This window comes from Kitasatospora sp. NPDC101155, assembly GCF_044768305.1.
GTDB lineage: Bacteria > Actinomycetota > Actinomycetes > Streptomycetales > Streptomycetaceae > Kitasatospora.
Map to the genome: position 1 here is coordinate 106,956 of NZ_JBIWPN010000005.1, position 16,966 is coordinate 123,921.

Annotated in this window: 14 protein-coding genes and 2 tRNA genes; 5 read left to right on the plus strand and 11 right to left on the minus strand. The window is 71.0% G+C overall.

What is annotated here, in order from left to right; translation table 11 throughout:
* Window positions 1–37 precede the first annotated feature (37 nt).
* Window positions 38–110: transfer RNA gene (locus tag ACIRYZ_RS09355), tRNA-Thr, on the minus strand.
* 296 nt (window positions 111–406) lie between these two features.
* Here ACIRYZ_RS09355 and ACIRYZ_RS09360 point away from each other — a divergent pair.
* A complete protein-coding gene (locus ACIRYZ_RS09360) occupies window positions 407–1,675 on the plus strand; it encodes a hydrolase (protein ID WP_402941656.1) in 1,269 nt (422 codons plus the stop codon).
* 258 nt (window positions 1,676–1,933) lie between these two features.
* On the opposite strand, the gene ACIRYZ_RS09365 is transcribed toward ACIRYZ_RS09360, so the two are convergent.
* From ACIRYZ_RS09365 to ACIRYZ_RS09400, 8 genes are all read right to left on the minus strand, one after another.
* Window positions 1,934–2,638, minus strand: coding sequence for a response regulator (locus ACIRYZ_RS09365; protein ID WP_393025216.1), 705 nt, complete (start codon window positions 2,636–2,638; stop codon window positions 1,934–1,936).
* Window positions 2,631–5,216 carry an ATP-binding protein gene (locus ACIRYZ_RS09370; RefSeq protein WP_402941658.1) on the minus strand — a complete coding sequence of 862 codons (2,586 nt, stop codon included), beginning with the start codon at window positions 5,214–5,216 and terminating at the stop codon, window positions 2,631–2,633. Before ACIRYZ_RS09370 ends, ACIRYZ_RS09365 begins: the two co-directional genes overlap by 8 nt.
* 149 nt (window positions 5,217–5,365) lie before the next feature.
* Window positions 5,366–5,995: a K(+)-transporting ATPase subunit C gene (gene kdpC / locus ACIRYZ_RS09375; protein ID WP_402941660.1), complete on the minus strand. Its 630-nt coding sequence runs from the start codon at window positions 5,993–5,995 to the stop codon at window positions 5,366–5,368.
* Between the two features lie 21 nt (window positions 5,996–6,016).
* Entirely contained in the window at window positions 6,017–8,131 is a 2,115-nt protein-coding gene (kdpB, locus tag ACIRYZ_RS09380) for a potassium-transporting ATPase subunit KdpB (RefSeq protein WP_402941661.1), read from the minus strand.
* Window positions 8,131–9,792 (minus strand): potassium-transporting ATPase subunit KdpA, encoded by a 1,662-nt coding sequence (gene kdpA / locus ACIRYZ_RS09385; protein ID WP_402941663.1) that lies wholly within the window; start codon window positions 9,790–9,792, stop codon window positions 8,131–8,133. The genes kdpB and kdpA overlap by 1 nt, the downstream gene beginning before the upstream one ends.
* A 1-nt stretch (window position 9,793) precedes the next feature.
* Window positions 9,794–9,883: a K(+)-transporting ATPase subunit F gene (gene kdpF, locus ACIRYZ_RS09390; protein ID WP_045693083.1), complete on the minus strand. Its 90-nt coding sequence runs from the start codon at window positions 9,881–9,883 to the stop codon at window positions 9,794–9,796.
* Between the two features lie 379 nt (window positions 9,884–10,262).
* Window positions 10,263–12,092 (minus strand): APC family permease, encoded by a 1,830-nt coding sequence (locus ACIRYZ_RS09395; protein WP_402941665.1) that lies wholly within the window; start codon window positions 12,090–12,092, stop codon window positions 10,263–10,265.
* A 578-nt stretch (window positions 12,093–12,670) separates the two neighbouring features.
* Entirely contained in the window at window positions 12,671–13,141 is a 471-nt protein-coding gene (locus ACIRYZ_RS09400) for a hypothetical protein (protein ID WP_402941667.1), read from the minus strand.
* A gap of 473 nt (window positions 13,142–13,614) precedes the next feature.
* Between ACIRYZ_RS09400 and ACIRYZ_RS09405 the strand changes: the two genes are divergently transcribed.
* Genes ACIRYZ_RS09405 through ACIRYZ_RS09415 form a run of 3 tightly spaced genes read left to right on the plus strand, consistent with a single transcriptional unit; the run spans window position 13,615 to window position 15,199 of the window.
* The gene (locus ACIRYZ_RS09405) at window positions 13,615–13,800 is read left to right on the plus strand and encodes a helix-turn-helix domain-containing protein (protein ID WP_355204034.1); all 186 of its coding nucleotides are present in this window, start codon (window positions 13,615–13,617) and stop codon (window positions 13,798–13,800) included.
* Window positions 13,800–14,768 (plus strand): hypothetical protein, encoded by a 969-nt coding sequence (locus ACIRYZ_RS09410; RefSeq protein ID WP_402941670.1) that lies wholly within the window; start codon window positions 13,800–13,802, stop codon window positions 14,766–14,768. Before ACIRYZ_RS09405 ends, ACIRYZ_RS09410 begins: the two co-directional genes overlap by 1 nt.
* Window positions 14,765–15,199, plus strand: a complete 435-nt coding sequence (locus ACIRYZ_RS09415; RefSeq protein WP_402941671.1) for a hypothetical protein — start codon at window positions 14,765–14,767, stop codon at window positions 15,197–15,199. The genes ACIRYZ_RS09410 and ACIRYZ_RS09415 overlap by 4 nt, the downstream gene beginning before the upstream one ends.
* A 20-nt stretch (window positions 15,200–15,219) precedes the next feature.
* Here the strand turns inward: ACIRYZ_RS09415 and ACIRYZ_RS09420 are convergent, their stop codons facing one another.
* Window positions 15,220–15,702 carry a hypothetical protein gene (locus tag ACIRYZ_RS09420; RefSeq protein WP_402941672.1) on the minus strand — a complete coding sequence of 161 codons (483 nt, stop codon included), beginning with the start codon at window positions 15,700–15,702 and terminating at the stop codon, window positions 15,220–15,222.
* 464 nt (window positions 15,703–16,166) lie between these two features.
* Window positions 16,167–16,247: transfer RNA gene (locus ACIRYZ_RS09425), tRNA-Tyr, on the minus strand.
* Between the two features lie 216 nt (window positions 16,248–16,463).
* Here ACIRYZ_RS09425 and ACIRYZ_RS09430 point away from each other — a divergent pair.
* Window positions 16,464–16,952, plus strand: coding sequence for a YajQ family cyclic di-GMP-binding protein (locus ACIRYZ_RS09430; RefSeq protein ID WP_402941673.1), 489 nt, complete (start codon window positions 16,464–16,466; stop codon window positions 16,950–16,952).
* Window positions 16,953–16,966 lie beyond the last annotated feature (14 nt).

Below are 16,966 nucleotides of genomic sequence, written 5' to 3' on the forward strand. Positions count from 1 at the left end.
ATCCGCAGAACAGCCTGAGCTGACTGCTTCTCACCAGAGCCCCCATGCGGAATCGAACCGCAGACCTTCTCCTTACCATGGAGACGCTCTACCGACTGAGCTATAGGGGCGAACGAGGAAGAGATTACACGTTCCGCGCCCAGAGGTGAAATCCGCATCCCGAGGCGAAGACCGCAGGTCGGCGAGGTGGACGGACGACCGATCCAAGGCAGGGCGTTCGACGGGCCCGCGGGCCGTGCGCCCCGACCCGATACGACTATTGCCCGCCTCCCGGCGCCCCGCCCCCGCGCGCCATAGGCTCGACCCTCATTGACCGGGACACCGGCCGATCTCCCCGGAGCCGATCCCGACCGGCCCCCACCGGTCCCCACTGGTCCCCACTGGGCAGCGCGAGAAGGAGCCGGCGATGGACAGCGCAGCCGCCGACGGGCCGCACTCCGGGCCCGGCCCGGCGGCCAACCCGCTCGGGCACGGCCCGGTCCTGCTGCTCGCCAACGCCCGGCTGGCCGACGGACGGGTGGTGGACGTCCGGATCAGCGGCGACCGGATCCAGGCCGTCGGCACCGTCGGCAGCCTCGGCCCACTGCCCGCCCTGCCCGGCGCGCCCACCGTCACCACCGGCGCCCGGATCGACCTCAAGGGCTACCTGCTGCTCCCGGCCCCCGCCGAGGCGCACGCCCACTACGACGCCGCCTTCTCCGCCGCCCTGCCCGCCCCGCCGCCGGAGACCCCCACCGACCTCACCCGCCGGATCACCGAGGCCGCGCTCACCTCGCTCGGCTACGGCGCCACCGCCCAGCGCACCCACGTCCGGATCGGCGACGTGCACGGGCTGCGCCGGCTGGAGGCGGTGCTCACCGCCCGGCAGGCGCTGCGGGGCCTCGCCGAGCTCCAGGCGGTGGCGATGCCCCGGCTGCTCACCGGCCGCACCGGCGCCGACGGGCGGGCGCAGCTGCGCGAGGCGCTCAAGCTCGGCGCCACCGCGGCCGGCGGCTGCCCGGAGCTGGACCCGGACCCGGCCGGGTACGTGCAACTGCTGCTGGAGGCCGCCCGGGAGGCGGACTGCCCGGTGGACCTGCACACCACCGCCGCCGACGCGGCCCAACTGGCCCGTCTGGCCGGTGCGTTGGCCCCACTTCGACCGCGGGTGTCGCTCGGGCCGTGCGGGGCGCTGGCCCGGGGCGCCTCCACCGTGCTGGCGACCAGCGGGGTGCGGGTGGTCTGCCTGCCGCAGAACGGCGGGTGCACCGGACTGGAGGGCCGGGTGACCGGACTACGGCCGGGCCTGGTACGGGAGTTGGCCTCGGCCGGGGTGCCGCTGGCGGCGGGCAGCGGCGCGCTGCGGGACCCGTCCAACCCGGTCGGCCGGGCCGATCCGCTGGAGTCGGCCTATCTGCTCGCCGCGGGCGGGGAGTTGGACCCGGACGCGGCGTACGACGCGGTGGCGAACCAGGCCCGGGCGGCGCTCGGGCTGCCGCCGGTCCGGGTGGACGCGGGCTTCCCGGCGGAGCTGCTGGCGGTGCGCGGGGACAGCCTGGCCGGGGCGCTCGCGGGCGGGCACAGCCGACTGGTGGTGCACAGCGGCCGGGTGGTCAGCCGGACCAGTGCGGTGCGGGAGTTCGCGGACACCGTGGCGCTGGCGCTGCCCCGGCAGTCCGACGGCGCGGACGGCTGAGGCCCGCACCGGGGAGAGCACGCACCCCGGGACGTCGCGTAGCGGCGGAATCAAAGGGGCGCGCGACGTGCGTCGCGCGCCCCTCCCCCACCTGCTGGCCGCCTTGGCGGCGGCTGGAGAGCGGCCCCGGACTACCCCCACACGGAGCAGGGCCCGCTCGTTCCAGCACTGACGCTACGCCCACGGAACACCGCCGCCGACCGGCCTTGACACTCTCCTGTCGTCCGCCGAGGCGCCCTTGACGGTTCGTTGACGTCCTCAGGGCACGTAGCGGTACCCGATCCCCGGTTCGGTGACCAGATGGCGCGGGCGGGCCGGGTCCCGCTCCAACTTGCGGCGCAGCCCGGCGAGGTAGACCCGCAGGTAGTTGCCGCGCGCCTCCTGGGCCGGGCCCCACACCTCGCGCAGGATCTGCCGCCCGGGCACCAGCCGGCCGGGGTTGGCGAGCAGCAGGCTGAGGATCCGCCACTCGGTCGGGGTGAGCCGCACCTGGCCGCCCGGGCCGGTCACCGTGGTGGCCGCGAGGTCGACGGTGTGGTCGCCGATCACCGGCCGGCCCAGCGGGACCCCGCCTAACGGCCGGCGCAGCACCGCGCGCAGCCGGGCCAGCAGTTCGTCCATCAGGAACGGCTTGGTGAGGTAGTCGTCGGCGCCCGCGTCCAGGGCGCCGATCTTGTCGGCGGCGTCGGTCCGGCCGGAGAGCACGATGATCGGCACCGAGCTGCGGGTGCGCAGTCCGCGCAGCACGTCCATGCCGTCGACGTCGGGCAGGCCGAGGTCGAGCAGGACGGCGTCCGGGACGGAGTGTGCGGCCCGGTCGAGCGCCTCGCCGCCGCTGGCGGCGGTGCGCACGGCGTACTGGCGGGCGCTGAGGTTGATCCGCAGGGTGCGCAGCAGGGCCGGTTCGTCGTCGACGATCAGGACCTCGCACCTCTCGGTGATTCGTTCACTTCGATCACTCATGCGGTGGTTCCTCCCCAGGGACGGCTGGCTCGGTGACGGCTGGCTCGGTGATGGCTGACTCGGTGGCGGCGGGCAGGGTGAGCAGCATGGTGGTGCCGCCGCCGGGGGTGTCCTCGACCTCCAGGCTGCCGCCCATCGCCTCGGCGAGGCCGCGGGAGAGCGCGAGGCCGAGGCCGACGCCGGTGGTGTTGTCGGTGTCGCCGAGCCGCTGGAAGGGCAGGAAGACCCGGTCGCGGTCCTCGGGGGCGATGCCGGGGCCGCGGTCGATCACCCGGATCTCGACCTGGTCGGCGTGGTGGCTGGCGGTGACCAGGACGGGCGCGCCGGGGGCGTTGTGGCGCAACGCGTTGGTGATCACGTTGGCGAGGACGCGTTCCAGCAGCGGCGGGTCGGCGAGCACCGGCGGGGCGCTGTCCAGGTCGAGCGGCTGGATCGGCGCGTACGGGTCGGGGAGGCTGTCGAGCGCCCTGGGCAGGATCTCGTCCAGGTGGGTCTCGGTGAGGTGCAGGGTGAGCGCGCCGGCCTGGAGCCGGCTCATGTCGAGCAGGTTGTCGACCAGGCGGGTGAGCTTGACCAGTGACTCGTCGGCGGTGGCGAGGAGTTCGGCCTGGTCCTCGGGCGAGAACTCGACGTCGGGGCTGCGCAGCGAGCCGACCGAGGCGCGGGCGGCGGCGAGCGGGGTGCGCAGGTCGTGGCTGACGGCGGCGAGCAGGGCGGTGCGCATCCGGTCGGCGGCCTTGATCGGCTCGACCTCGGCGGCGACCACGGCCAGCCGGTCGCGCTCCAGCGCGGCGGCGACGTGCGCGGCGAAGGCGGTGAGCACCCGCTGGTCGGCGGCGGGCAGCCGACGGCCGGTGAGGACCAGCAGGGCGTCGACGCCGACCGGGACCTCGGTGGTCTCGTGCTGCCCGTGGCCGTCGTCCGGGTGCTCGGCCTCGCTGTGGGCGAGCACCTCGCCGCCGGTGCGGGAGAGCAGCGCGACGGCCTGCATGCCGAAGGCCGTACGGGACTTCTCCAGCAGGGCGGGCAGCGCGTCGGCGCCGCGCAGCACGCTGCCCGCCAGGGTGGAGAGGGTCTCGGCCTCGGCGGTGGCGCGGGCGGCCCGGGTGGTGAGCCGGCCCGCGTGGTCGACCACGGTGGAGACGGCGAGCGCGATGGCGGCGAAGACCACCAGGGCGACGATGTTGTTGGTCTCGCCGATGGTGAGGCTGTGCACCGGCGGGATGAAGTAGTAGTTCAGCAGCACCGAGGCGATGAAGGCGGCCAGCAGGGCGGACATGGCGCCGCCGAGCAGGGCGACGATGACCACGCCGAGCTGGAAGATCAGGGCGTCGGTGGTGAGGTTGATGGTGTCGTGCGCCTGGGAGAGCACGGCGGTGAGCAGCCAGGGCAGCACGAGACCGGCCAGGTAGCCGGCGACGGTGCGGCGCCGGGAGTGGCGGCGGCCGAGCGAGGGCAGCCGGCCGCGGCCGGTGAACTCGTGGGTGACCATGTGGACGTCGATGTCCTCGGAGGCGTCCACGGTGGTCTGCCCGGTGCCGGGGCCGGTGAGGAAGCGGTTGACCCGGCCGCGGCGGCTGGTGCCGAGTACCAGCTGGGTGGCGTCGTGGGCGCGGGCGAAGGCCAGCAGCGCGGTGGGGATGTCGTCGCCGACCACCACGTGGTAGCTGCCGCCGAGGGACTCGACCAGCTGCCGCTGCTGGGCGAGCTCGCCGGAGGAGGCGCCGGCCAGGCCGTCGCTGCGGGAGACGTGGACGGCCAGCAGCTCGCCGCCGGCGGCGACGGCGATCCGGGCGGCCCGTCTGATCAGGGTCTCGCCCTCGGGGCCGCCGGTGAGGGCGACGACGACGCGCTCGCGGGTCTCCCAGACCCGGTCGATCTTGTGGCTGGCCCGGTAGTCGCGCAGGCCCTCGTCCACCCGCCCGGCCACCCAGAGCAGGGCGAGTTCGCGCAGGGCGGTGAGGTTGCCGACCCGGAAGTAGTTGGAGAGCGCGGCGTCCACCTTCTCCGCCTTGTAGACGTTGCCATGGGCCATGCGCCGGCGCAGCGCCTGCGGCGCCATGTCGACGAGTTCGAGCTGGTCGGCCCGACGGACCACCTCGTCCGGGACGGTCTCGCGCTGGGGGATGCCGGTGATCTTCTGGACGACGTCGTTCAGCGATTCCAGGTGCTGGATGTTGACGGTGGTGATGACGTCGATCCCGGCGGCGAGCAGCTCCTCGACGTCCTGCCAGCGCTTGGCGTTGCGGCCGCCGGGGATGTTGGTGTGCGCCAGCTCGTCCACCAGGACGACGGCCGGGCGGCGGGCGAGCACCCCGTCGAGGTCCATCTCCTCGAACTCGGCGTCGCGGTAGGAGCGGTGGACGCGGGGCAGGACCTCCAGGCCGTCGGTCATGGCCTCGGTGTGGCGGCGGCCGTGGCACTCGATGTACCCGACCACGACATCGGCCCCGCGCTCCTGTCTGCGCCGGGCCTCGTCCAGCATCCGGTAGGTCTTGCCGACCCCCGGGGCGGAGCCGAGGTACACCCTCAGCCGGCCACTGCGGATGCCGGAGCCGGGGGTGAGGTCGCGGGCCATGGGCACTGCTCTTTCCATCATCGGGAGGTGACAGTCGGGTGGTGCGTGCGCGTGCGGATACGGGGGCGGCCGACCCGGGCGCGGGAGGCATCCTCCCTCGCCCGGGTCGGCCCGGTCATCCGCAGATCTGACGTGGCGTCACTTCTGGGTCACTTCTGCTCACTGATCGCCTTGTTGAGGAGGACGACGTTGACGCCCTCCTGGCCGAGGAAGCCGGCGGACCGGCCCTCGGTGTACGTGTCGACCAGCTTGGCCACCGTCTCGACCGGCAGGTTGCGCTCCTTGGCGACCCGGTTGACCTGCTCCTTGGCGTAGGCCACCGAGATGTGCGGGTCGAGGCCGGAGCCCGAGGCGGTCAGCGCGTCGGCCGGGACGTTCGCCGGGTCGACGCCGTCGAACTCGGCGACGGCGGCGCGGCGGTCGTTGACGGCCTTGAGCAGGTCGTCGCTGTTCGGGCCGAGGTTGCTGGCACCGGAGTTGTCACCGGCGTAGTTGTTGGCGGAGGGCCGGGGCTGGAACCACTTCGGGTCCGGCACCGGCTGCTCCTTCGGGTCGTCCGGGTTCTTCTTCGGCAGGTTGAAGTTCTGGCCGATCAGGCTGGAACCGATCTCCTTGCCGTCGGACTTCACGATGGAGCCGTTGGCCTTGTCGCCGAACGCGACCTGGCTGATCCCGGTGACCAGCAGCGGGTAGGCGATTCCGAGGATCACGGTCAGCACCAGCAGCACGCGCAGTGCGGTGAAGTGGGTGCGGACGGTCGTCGGCAGGGGCTTGGACATGGTGTGCTCTCCTTCCCCGCGTCAGCTCAGGCCGGGGATGAACTGGACGATCAGGTCGATCAGCTTGATGCCGATGAACGGCACGATCAGGCCGCCGATGCCGTAGACCCCGATGTTCCGGGCCAGCAGGCTGCTGGCGTCGGCGGGACGGTAGCGGACGCCGCGCAGGGCGAGCGGGATCAGGCCGATGATGACCAGGGCATTGAAGATGATCGCCGAGGTGATCGCGGACTGGGGGCTGTGCAGGCCCATGATGTTGAGGTGCTTCAGGCCCGGGTAGACCCCGGCGAACATCGCGGGGATGATCGCGAAGTACTTGGCCACGTCGTTGGCGATCGAGAAGGTGGTCAGCGCACCGCGGGTGATCAGCAGCTGCTTGCCGATCTCCACGATCTCGATCAGCTTGGTCGGGTTGGAGTCCAGGTCGACCATGTTGCCGGCCTCCTTGGCCGCCATGGTCCCGGTGTTCATCGCGACGCCGACGTCGGCCTGGGCGAGCGCGGGGGCGTCGTTGGTGCCGTCGCCGGTCATCGCGACCAGCTTGCCGCCCTCCTGCTCCTTCTTGATCAGGGCCATCTTGTCCTCGGGCGTGGCCTCGGCGAGGAAGTCGTCCACGCCGGCCTCCTCCGCGATCGCCTTGGCGGTCAGCGGGTTGTCGCCCGTGATCATGATGGTCTTGATGCCCATCCGGCGGAGCTCGTCGAAGCGCTCCCGCATGCCCTCCTTGACCACGTCCTTGAGGTGGATGACACCGAGAACCCTGGCCGGAACCGAGCCGATCTTCGTCGCCACCACCAGCGGGGTGCCACCGGCGGCGGAGATGCCGTCGACCAGGGTGGAGACCTCGTCGCCGACCGAACCGCCGTTCTCGGTCACCCAGTTGGCGACGGCGCCGGCGGCGCCCTTGCGGACCTGGTGGACACCGTCGGACTCGTCCAGGTCCACACCCGACATACGGGTCTGGGCGGTGAACGGGACCCAGGTGGCGTGGGTCAGCTCGCCCTGGGCGCGGGCCCGCAGACCGTACTCGGTCTTCGCCAGGACCACGATCGAGCGGCCTTCCGGCGTCTCGTCCGCGAGGGAGGAGAGCTGGGCGGCGCTGGCCAGTTCGTCGGTGCCCACGCCCGGGGCGGGCAGGAACTCGGCGGCCTGGCGGTTGCCCAGGGTGATGGTGCCGGTCTTGTCGAGCAGCAGGGTGTTGACGTCGCCGGCGGCCTCGACGGCGCGGCCGGACATCGCCAGCACGTTGCGCTGGACCAGGCGGTCCATACCCGCGATGCCGATCGCGGACAGCAGCGCGCCGATGGTGGTCGGGATGAGCGCCACGATCAGGGCGACCAGGACGATCATCGACTGCGGGGCACCCGCGAACGTCGCCATCGGCTGCAGGGTCACCACCGCGACCAGGAAGACGATGGTCAGCGAGGCGAGCAGGATGTTGAGCGCGATCTCGTTCGGCGTCTTCTGCCGGGCGGCGCCCTCGACGAGGGCGATCATCCGGTCGATGAACGACTTGCCGGGCTCCGAGGCGATCTTGACCACGATCCGGTCGGACAGCACCTTGGTGCCGCCGGTGACGGCGCTGCGGTCGCCGCCGGACTCGCGGATGACCGGCGCGGACTCACCGGTGATCGCCGACTCGTCCACGGACGCGACACCCTCGACGACGTCGCCGTCACCGGGGATGACCTGCCCGGCCTCGACCACCACGTGGTCGCCGAGCCGGAGGGCGGTCCCGGGGACCTCCTCCTCGTCCTGGGTGGCGGGCCAGTCGGTGAGCCGGCGGGCGACGCTCTCGGTCTTGGTCTTGCGCAGGGTGTCGGCCTGGGCCTTGCCACGGCCCTCGGCGACGGCCTCCGCCAGGTTGGCGAAGATCGTGGTCAGCCAGAGCCACACGGTGATGGCCCAGGCGAACACGGACGGGCTGGCGATCGCGGAGACGGTGGTGACCACCGAGCCCACCTCGACCACGAACATCACCGGGTTCTTGACCATCACCCGGGGGTCGAGCTTCTTCACCGCGTCCGGCAGGGACGCGACGATCAGCTTCGGGTCGAGGAGGCCGCTCGCCACTCTGTGCGGCGCGGCGGGCTCGGCCTTGTCGGCCGGTGCGGGGTTGAGCATGGGGGTGGACATCAGGAGAGACCTTCCGCGAGCGGCCCGAGGGCCAGGGCCGGGAAGTAGGTGAGGCCGACGACGATCAGGACGACGCCCGACAGCAGGCCCACGAACAGTGGCTTGTGGGTGGGCAGGGTGCCCGGAGTGGCCGGAACCGGCTGCTGCTGGGCGAGCGAACCCGCCAGCGCCAGGACGAAGACGATCGGCAGGAAGCGGCCGAACACCATGCACAGGCCGAGCGCCGTGTCGTACCAGTCGGTGTTGACGGTGATGCCGGCGAACGCCGAGCCGTTGTTGTTGGCGGCCGAGGTGAAGGCGTACAGCACCTCGGAGAAGCCGTGGGCGCCCGAGTTGAGCATCCCGGCCCGCTCACCCGGCAGGGCCATCGCCACACCGGTGCCGACCAGCACGATGGTCGGGGTGGTGAGGATGTACAGCGAGGCGAACTTCATCTCGCGGCCGCCGAGCTTCTTGCCCAGGTACTCGGGGGTGCGGCCGACCATCAGGCCCGCGACGAACACCGCGACGATCGCCAGGATCAGCATGCCGTACAGACCGGAGCCGGTACCGCCGGGCGCGATCTCGCCCAGCATCATGTTGAAGATCGTCAACCCGCCGCCGAACGGCGTGAACGAGTCGTGGAAGGAGTTCACCGCACCCGTCGACGTCAGCGTGGTCGAGGCGGCGAACAAGGTCGATCCGGCGATGCCGAACCGCTGCTCCTTGCCCTCCATCGCGGCGCCGGCCGCCTGCAGGGCGGTGCCGTGGTGCTGCGACTCGGCGAAGGTCAGCAGAGCGACCGAGGCGACCCAGAACAGGCCCATCACGGCGACGATCGCGTAGCCCTGGCGGTTGTCGCCGACCATCTTGCCGAAGGTGCGCGGCAGCGCGAACGGGATCACCAGCAGCAGGAAGATCTCCAGCCAGTTGGTGAAGCCGGTCGGGTTCTCGAAGGGGTGCGCCGAGTTGGCGTTGAAGAAGCCGCCGCCGTTGGTGCCCAGCTCCTTGATGACCTCCTGGGAGGCCACCGGGCCGCCCGGGATCTTCTGCACGTCGCCGGCCAGGTTGGCGACCTCGTGGAAGCCGTGGAAGTTCTGGATCACGCCGTTGGCGGCCAGGACCAGCGCGAACACGAACGCGAGCGGCAGCAGCAGGCGCAGGTTGATCCGGACCAGGTCCACCCAGAAGTTGCCGACCCGGTCGGTCCTGTTCCGGTTGAAGCCCCGGATCAGCGCGGCGACGACGGCGATGCCGACGGCCGCGGAGACGAAGTTCTGCACCGCCAGGCCCGCCATCTGCACCAGGTGGCCCATCGCGGACTCGCCGCTGTAGGACTGCCAGTTGGTGTTGGTGACGAACGAGATCGCGGTGTTCCAGGCCTGGTGGCCCTCCATCTGCGGAACGCCCAGGTTCAGCAGCAGGAAGTTCTGGAGGCGGATCAGGCCGTACAGGAAGAGCACCGAGACGGCCGAGAAGGCCAGCACCGAGCGCAGGTACACCGGCCAACGCTGATCGGCGTCACCGTCGACGCCGATCAGCTTGTAGATGCCGCGCTCGACTCTGAGGTGCTTGGCGGTGGTGAGGAGCTTGGCCATGTAGTCGCCAAGGGGGCGGTAGCACAGGGCCAGCGCGCCGACGAGGGCGAGGGCCTGCATCCAGCCCGCGAGAGTGGATCCCATGTCAGAACTTCTCCGGGAAGATCAGCGCCACGACGAGGTAGCCGACGAGCGCGACGGCCACGACCAGACCAGCGATGTTCTCAGCGCTCACAGCTTCTCCACCCCCCGCGCGATCAGGGCGATGACGGCGAACACGGCGACCGTGACACCGACGTAGATGAGATCGGACATGGGCTCCACCAGCGTGGTTCGGGAGATGCCGCAAGCGGGCCGGAGGCCTCGCACGGCACCGGCGGACGACCGGCAGATGCAGCAAACCAGCCGTCTAGGGCGCGTTAGAGGGCCCTGACGCCCTCCATACGGGTGAAAGCTGGTCGTTGACGCGACCTTGACGCTCGCTTCACCGGTCCGAGACCGTCGTAATCGGGCCGAGACCGTCGCGATCCGGCCGGGAGCGGACACGCGTCGGGCCCCGGCGCGAAACGCAGTCGCACCGGGGCCCGTTCCTTGCACGTACCAGGGCAGTCGGGTCACATCCGCATCCGCAGCCGGCAGACCACCGCGTCGGTGTGCCGGCGCAGGGCTCGGTCGATCACGGCGCCGCGCCGGTTCTGCAGCGCCCGCTGCCACCAGTGGGCGGGCTCGACCTCGGGGATCAGCACGGTGAGCCGATCGTAGGCGTGCTCCTCGCCGAGCCTGTTGACGAACTCGGCGATCGGCAGGCCGAGGCGCCGGTGGTCCTCCGGTATCTCCACCAGGGGCACGCCCGGCTGCCACAGCTCCCAGTCCCGGCGCAGCGCCTCGGCGTCGGCCGGCTCGTGCACCACGGTGACCGCGAGCACCTCGTCGCCCAGCGACAGCGCCGCCGACAGGCCGTCCCGGGTGAGCCGGGTGATCGCCGTCACCGGGACCACCACCAGGCTGCGCTGGCGGGTCACCGCGTCCGGCACCCGGCCGAGCTCCAGGCGCTCGCCGATCCGCTCGTAGCTGCGGTGGATCGCCTCGAACAGCATCACCAGCAGCGGCAGGGCCACCACGATGCCCCAGGCTCCCTCGGTGAACTTGGTGCCGGTCACCACGAGGGTGGCGACGCCCGTCAGCAGCGCGCCGAAGCCGTTCAGCGCGGCCTTCCACCGCCACCCGGCCGGGCGGTTCAGGAGCCAGTGCCGGACCATGCCGACCTGGCAGATGGTGAAGCCGACGAAGACGCCGATCGAGAACAGCGGCACCAGGCTGTTGACGTCACCCCCGGAGCCGACCAGCAGCGCGGCCGACACCGCGGCCAGGAACAGCACGCCGTACCGGTACACCTGGCGGTCGGCGCGCAGCGCGAACACGTGCGGGAGGTGGTTGTCCCGGGCCAGCAGGTCCATCAGCACCGGCAGGCCGCCGAAGGAGGTGTTGGCGGCCAGGCCGAGCAGGACCACGGTGGCGAACTGGACGACGTAGAAGCCGGCGCCGTGGCCGAGCGAGGCGTCGGCGAGCTGGGCGAGCACGGTGACGCCCTCGACCGGCTGGAGGTGGAAGCGGCCGATCAGCACGGCCAGGCCGATCAGCATCACGCCGAGCAGGGCGCCGAGCGCGACCTCGGTGTGCTGCGCCCGCTTCACCCGCGGGGTGCGGAAGGAGGGGACGGCGTTCGCCACCGCCTCGACGCCGGTCAGCGCCGAGCAGCCGGCCGCGAAGGCCTTGAGCAGCAGCAGCGCGCCGACCGCGGTGGCGTTCTCGGCGAGCACGGAGGCGTGGCCCGCGGCGGCCTCGGTGCTGGCCGGGGCGTCCCGGAACAGGCCGGCCACGATGATCGCCATGATGGCGAGGACGAAGACGGCGGTCGGGACCATGAACCAGCGCGCCGACTCGGCGATGCCGCGCAGGTTCACGGCGGTGACCAGGGCGAGCACGCCCAGGCAGAGCCAGACCCGGTCCTCGTACAGGCCGGGGACGGCGGAGGTGAGCGCGGCGACGCCGGCGGTCACCGAGACCGCGACGTTCAGGATGTAGTCGATCACCAGCGAGGCGGCCGCGGTCAGCGCCGTCCGGCGGCCCAGGTGCGCCTTGGCCACCGCGTAGGAGCCGCCGCCGTCCGGGAAGGCCGCGATCACCTGCCGGTAGGAGGCGACCAGCACCGCGAGCAGCACGGCGATCGCCACCGTGACCGGCAGGGTGAAGCCCAGCCCGTACGAACCGGCGGCGGCCAGCACCAGCACGATCGCTTCAGGGCCGTACGCGACCGAGGCCATGGCGTCCAGCGAGAGTGCCGCCAGTCCGCCGAGCGCGCTGAGCCGGTGGCGCTCGTCGCCGGCGCCGGTATCGGGCGGTTCGTCGGCCGTCACGGCCGGGGTGGAGATGGCGCTGGACATCGGACGGGACCTCCGCAGTCGGTAGTTGATCCGAATCCTGCGGTCCGCGCGCCCGGCGCTCCCCCAGCCCCTACGCGTTCCTGACGCCGCCACGAGCGCCTTTGACGCGCTCTTGACGCGGTTGCCGTCGCGGCGGGAGGGGCGGTTGGCGGGGGTGGGCGAGCCGTTGTCCCGGCGGGCGCCGGTTGGGAAGACGATCAGCTCAGTCGAAGGACTCCCACCCCCAGCCTCCCACTCTGCTGCCTGGCCACCGTAATTGCAAGCAATGCGCAATAACTGCCACCGCTCGGCGTCCGGGTAAACGAAACAGCCCCTGATCTGCGTTTCCGCAGATCAGGGGCTGTTCTCTATCCTGTGGCTGGTGCAGGGTTCGAACCTGCGTAGCTTGCGCGACAGATTTACAGGCCGCTGACCAGGCGGGCGCTGACCAGGCAACTCCCGATCCTAGGCCGGATCTGGTCCGCACCTGGTCCGGATCATGGTCTCGACGCCCCCTGCCAACCCACCTCCGCAAGCACCCGAAGGGCCGTATCGGGCAGCGATCTCCGCTGCCCGATGCGGCCCTTCCGTGTTTCAGCTCACGCCCCGCCGGCCGGACCGCCGACGCCGAGGTCCAGCCGGGCCTGCGCGTGATAGGCCTTGAGCAACTCGACCAGGACGGGGGTGGTCGACACCGCAGTGTGCTCGCGGGCGGCATTCTCGGACTCCCAGAGCACGATGTTCACCGCCTTCGCCGCCTCCACGGCGGCCGGACTCGCGAGCAGCACGAGCGTCTCGAAGAGCGCCGATCGCTGGATCTCCGCCCGCTCCATCGTCGCCAGGAACTCCGCCCGCACCGTCGAGCCCGCCTCGGCCTGTCTGGCCCGCTTGGCGACCGCGTCGATCTCCTTCACGCAGGTCGCGTACTGCACGTAGGTGTCGAGCTTCCGCTCGTCCCACCGCGCCGCCATCACCCGCCGATGCTTGGTCCGCTCCGCCCACCCGGTGGCCACGAACGAGGTGAGCGCGCCCAGCAGGACGCCCACCAGCGTGACGATCTGAGTAATCACCGCCCAGAACCTACCGACGCCACGCGCCCCACAAAAGACCGAAGCCTTTGCGGTGGGCTCGCTGCAGAGCGCCACGGGCCAGCCACCCGCGCTCGACCGACTGCCGACCGAGACCAAGGGGGTGTTCCGCCGGCGGTCAGCGCGGACGCCCTCAGGCCGTCACCTACCGTGTCCACCCGGCCTTGAGCACCCCTACAGACGCGGACGCGACCGCGTAGCCGTCAGGGATGTCAGGACAAAGCCCTGAACAGCGAAAACGCCACCAGGCGGCCTGTCAGGGAACGTCAGGGCTTTCAGGGCTAACCGAGATTCCCTGGCAGCCCCGACAAGCCCTGACGCCCCAACAGGGGCCGTATCTGCAGGTCAGCGAGTTCCCCTGACATCCCTGACGCTTTCCGCCCTCCGCATCCGCCCGCGAGAGGGATCGCAACACTCCGCAAGCATCATCCACACCCACAGCAGGAGACTTCGCCATGCCCAAGCGCGAACTGCTCAAGCTCCCCGTCGTGCTCGCCGAACTCGGCATGTCCCGTGCCGCCTTCTACCGGATGCGCGCCCGGGGCAAGGGCCCGCGCCTCATCAAGCTCCCCAACGGTCAGGTCCGCGTCGACCGGGCCGACCTGGACGCGTGGATCGACTCCTGCGAGGTGGCCGCCTGATGCCCACCTCCTACAAGGTCACGTTCTGGGACCACCGCCACCGTCCCGACCGCCGCAAGCCGTGGATGGTCCGGTGGACGGTGAACGGCCGGGAGTTCTCCGAGTCCTACCTCACCAAGACCCAGGCGGACGGCCGGAAGGCCGAACTGCTCATCGCAGCGGCCTCTCACCAGCCCTTCGACACCGAGACGGGCCTCCCGCTCGCGGAGCTTCGCAAGCGCCAGGAAGAGCAGAACTCCGTCACCTGGTACCAGCACGGACGGAACTACGTCGAGGCCCGGTGGGACGGCGCCCCGGCCAAGACCCGGACGACGTGGGCCGACGCCCTGGCCAGCGTCACGTTCGAGCTGGTCAAGACCAAGACCGGGATGCCGGACAAGCTGCTCGTGCGGCGCGCGCTGTACGGCTGGGCCTTCAACGTGAACCGCTGGACCGATGAGCCGCCGACCGACGTCGCCAAGGCCTTGGCCTGGGTGGCGCGGAACTCCGTGGACGTGTCCGAGCTGGCGGACCCGAAGATGGTCCGCCGCCTGCTCGCCGCCATCTCGGTGAAGCTCGACGGCACCAAGGCCGCGGCCTCGACCGTGCTCCGGAAGCGCCGGATCCTGAACCACGTCCTGGGCCGGGCCATCGAGGACGGACTGCTGGCCGCCAACCCGCTGCCGTCGGTGCAGTGGCAGCCGCCCCGGACCGAGGAGGAAGTCGATCCGGAGTACGTCATGAGCCCGGAGCAGGCCGCCGCGATGCTGGAGGCCGTCGGCCGGCAGGGGCGACGCGGTCCGCGGCTGGTCGCGTTTTTCGGGTGCATGTACTACGCGGGCATGCGCCCGGGCGAGGTGGTCCACCTCCGCAAGGACCGGTGCGTCCTGCCGGCGGAGGGCTGGGGGAAGCTCAACCTCAACGGGAACAGCCCCGTGTCGGATCATCCTGGACCGACAGCGGCGCGTCCCACGGTCCCCGCGGCTTGAAGCACCGACCGGAGAAGGCCACGCGACCGGTCCCGATCCCGCCGGAGCCGGTGAAGCTGCTGCGGGAGCACACCGAGCTGTACGGCACGGCGCCCGATGGCCGCCTGTTCCGCACCTTCCGGAACGGCATGGTGCAGGAGAGCGGGTACGGCGTCGTCTGGGCCGCCGCGCGGGCCGCGGTGCTCAGTGGGGAGGAGCAGGCGACCCCGCTCGCCAAGCGCCCGTACGACGCCCGGCACGCGGGCATCTCGCTCTGGCTGGCCTCCGGCGTCCCGGTGGCCGAGTGCGCCCGGCGCGCGGGGCACAGCATCGCTGTCCTGCTCCGGGTCTACGCCAAGTGCATCCACGGTGACGAGGACCACGCCAACCGGCTCATCACCGAGCGGCTCCAGCGGCGGACGACGTCCACGCCAACAACCGAGGACCCCTGAGCCGCACCTGACCCGTGCTGTCAGGGGGCAACAGCCAACGCCGCTCGTAGCGGGTCGCTCAGGGTCATGTCGGAGTCGTGGACGTCGCCGGCCTGGTCGACCTTCCAGCCGGCGCTGTCCTGGACAAGTCGGATCGCGCGCCGATCAGTGCTGCTGGTGCCGCCTGGCTGGGTGACTTGGAAGATCACCATCACACCGGTGCCGGCCGGGTGCTGACTGAGCGCCGGAACCTGTTCGGTCCGCTCGGCGGTTACTGGACTGATCGTCGCGGGTCGGGTGTCGGCTGGGCTCGGGGTGGCCATTGGAGGGACGGTTGAACCGTCCGCGTAGATGCCCGCCGGCAAGGAAGGGCTTGCGCTCGGCTTGCTTGGGCTGGTCGCCTCCGGCGTGCTCTCCACGTGGTCGGCGGTGCAGCGTTGGAGACTGCCGCCCTGGTAGGCGACCGTCCTCAGCTGGCACATGGTGGCCCAGTCCCGGGCATTCACCGCCTGCTGATAGCGCACAGCAGCACTCTGGGCACTATCGGCTGGCTGGGACTTCGCGTCCCCGCCGGTGCTGGCGGTTCCGGACGAGCCACACCCCGCAAGCAGCGCAGTGCCAGCGGCCACGCCCAGGATGGCCAAGCGCCTGTTCCTCACCTTGTTGCCCCCCGTTCACTGATTCCGACCGTAGATCATCATCCCACTGCCATTGGCCAGGCCGGGCGTGATCGCCGGAACGCCAGCAGCTCCGTCTGGTCCGCCAGGCCGACACACGACCGGCCGATGGTCCAACCCGGCGAACCGCACCCTGGTCACCCCTGAGTTTGGTCCGCCCCTGGTCCGGAACCGCTGGTCAGGACTGGGATCCGCGCGAAACGAGGTGAGACAAACCACGCAAAACGACCATCCGGCGTGACCACTGTTCGAGCACAACAAAACAGCCCCTGATCCGCGTTTCCGCAGATCAGGGGCTGTTTTCTATCCTGTGGCTGGTGCAGGGTTCGAACCTGCGTAGCTTGCGCGACAGATTTACAGTCTGCTCCCTTTGGCCGCTCGGGCAACCAGCCAGGATTTTCGCCTCCCAGGGTGATGCCCCGTTCGACTTGGTAAACCATACCTGATCCCGGGGGGTACTCCGCCACTCGATAGATCACTCGACGATCAAGAAGCGTCGCGCCGCTGTCACGGGCGGGGCCGGGGTGGCGCTGGATAGGCTGGGGCGGCGGACGCCCAGTGGGGCGGGCCGTGCCAGTGAAGCCAGAGCATCAAGGAGACCAACACCCATGGCCGACTCCAGTTTCGACATCGTCTCGAAGGTCGAGTGGCAGGAGGTCGACAACGCGATCAACCAGACCTCCCGTGAGATCGCCACCCGTTTCGACTTCAAGGGCGTGGGCGGCGAGATCAGCCGCTCCGGCGAGAAGATCGAGATGAAGGCCAACGGCGAGGAGCGCGTTCGGGCCATCCTCGACGTGCTGCAGACGAAGTTCGTCAAGCGCGGCCTGTCGCTGAAGGCCCTGGACGCCGCCGAGCCGCAGCTGTCCGGCAAGGAGTACAAGATCTTCGCGGACGTGAAGGAGGGCATCACCACGGAGGATGCCAAGAAGGTCGCGAAGATCATCCGGGACGAGGGCCCCAAGGGCGTCAAGGCCCAGGTCCAGGGCGACGAGCTGCGCGTCAGCTCCAAGAGCCGCGACGACCTCCAGACCGTCCAGGCCCTGCTCAAGGGCAAGGACCTGGACTTCGCGATCCAGTTCGTGAACTACCGCTGACGTCGGTCCGATCG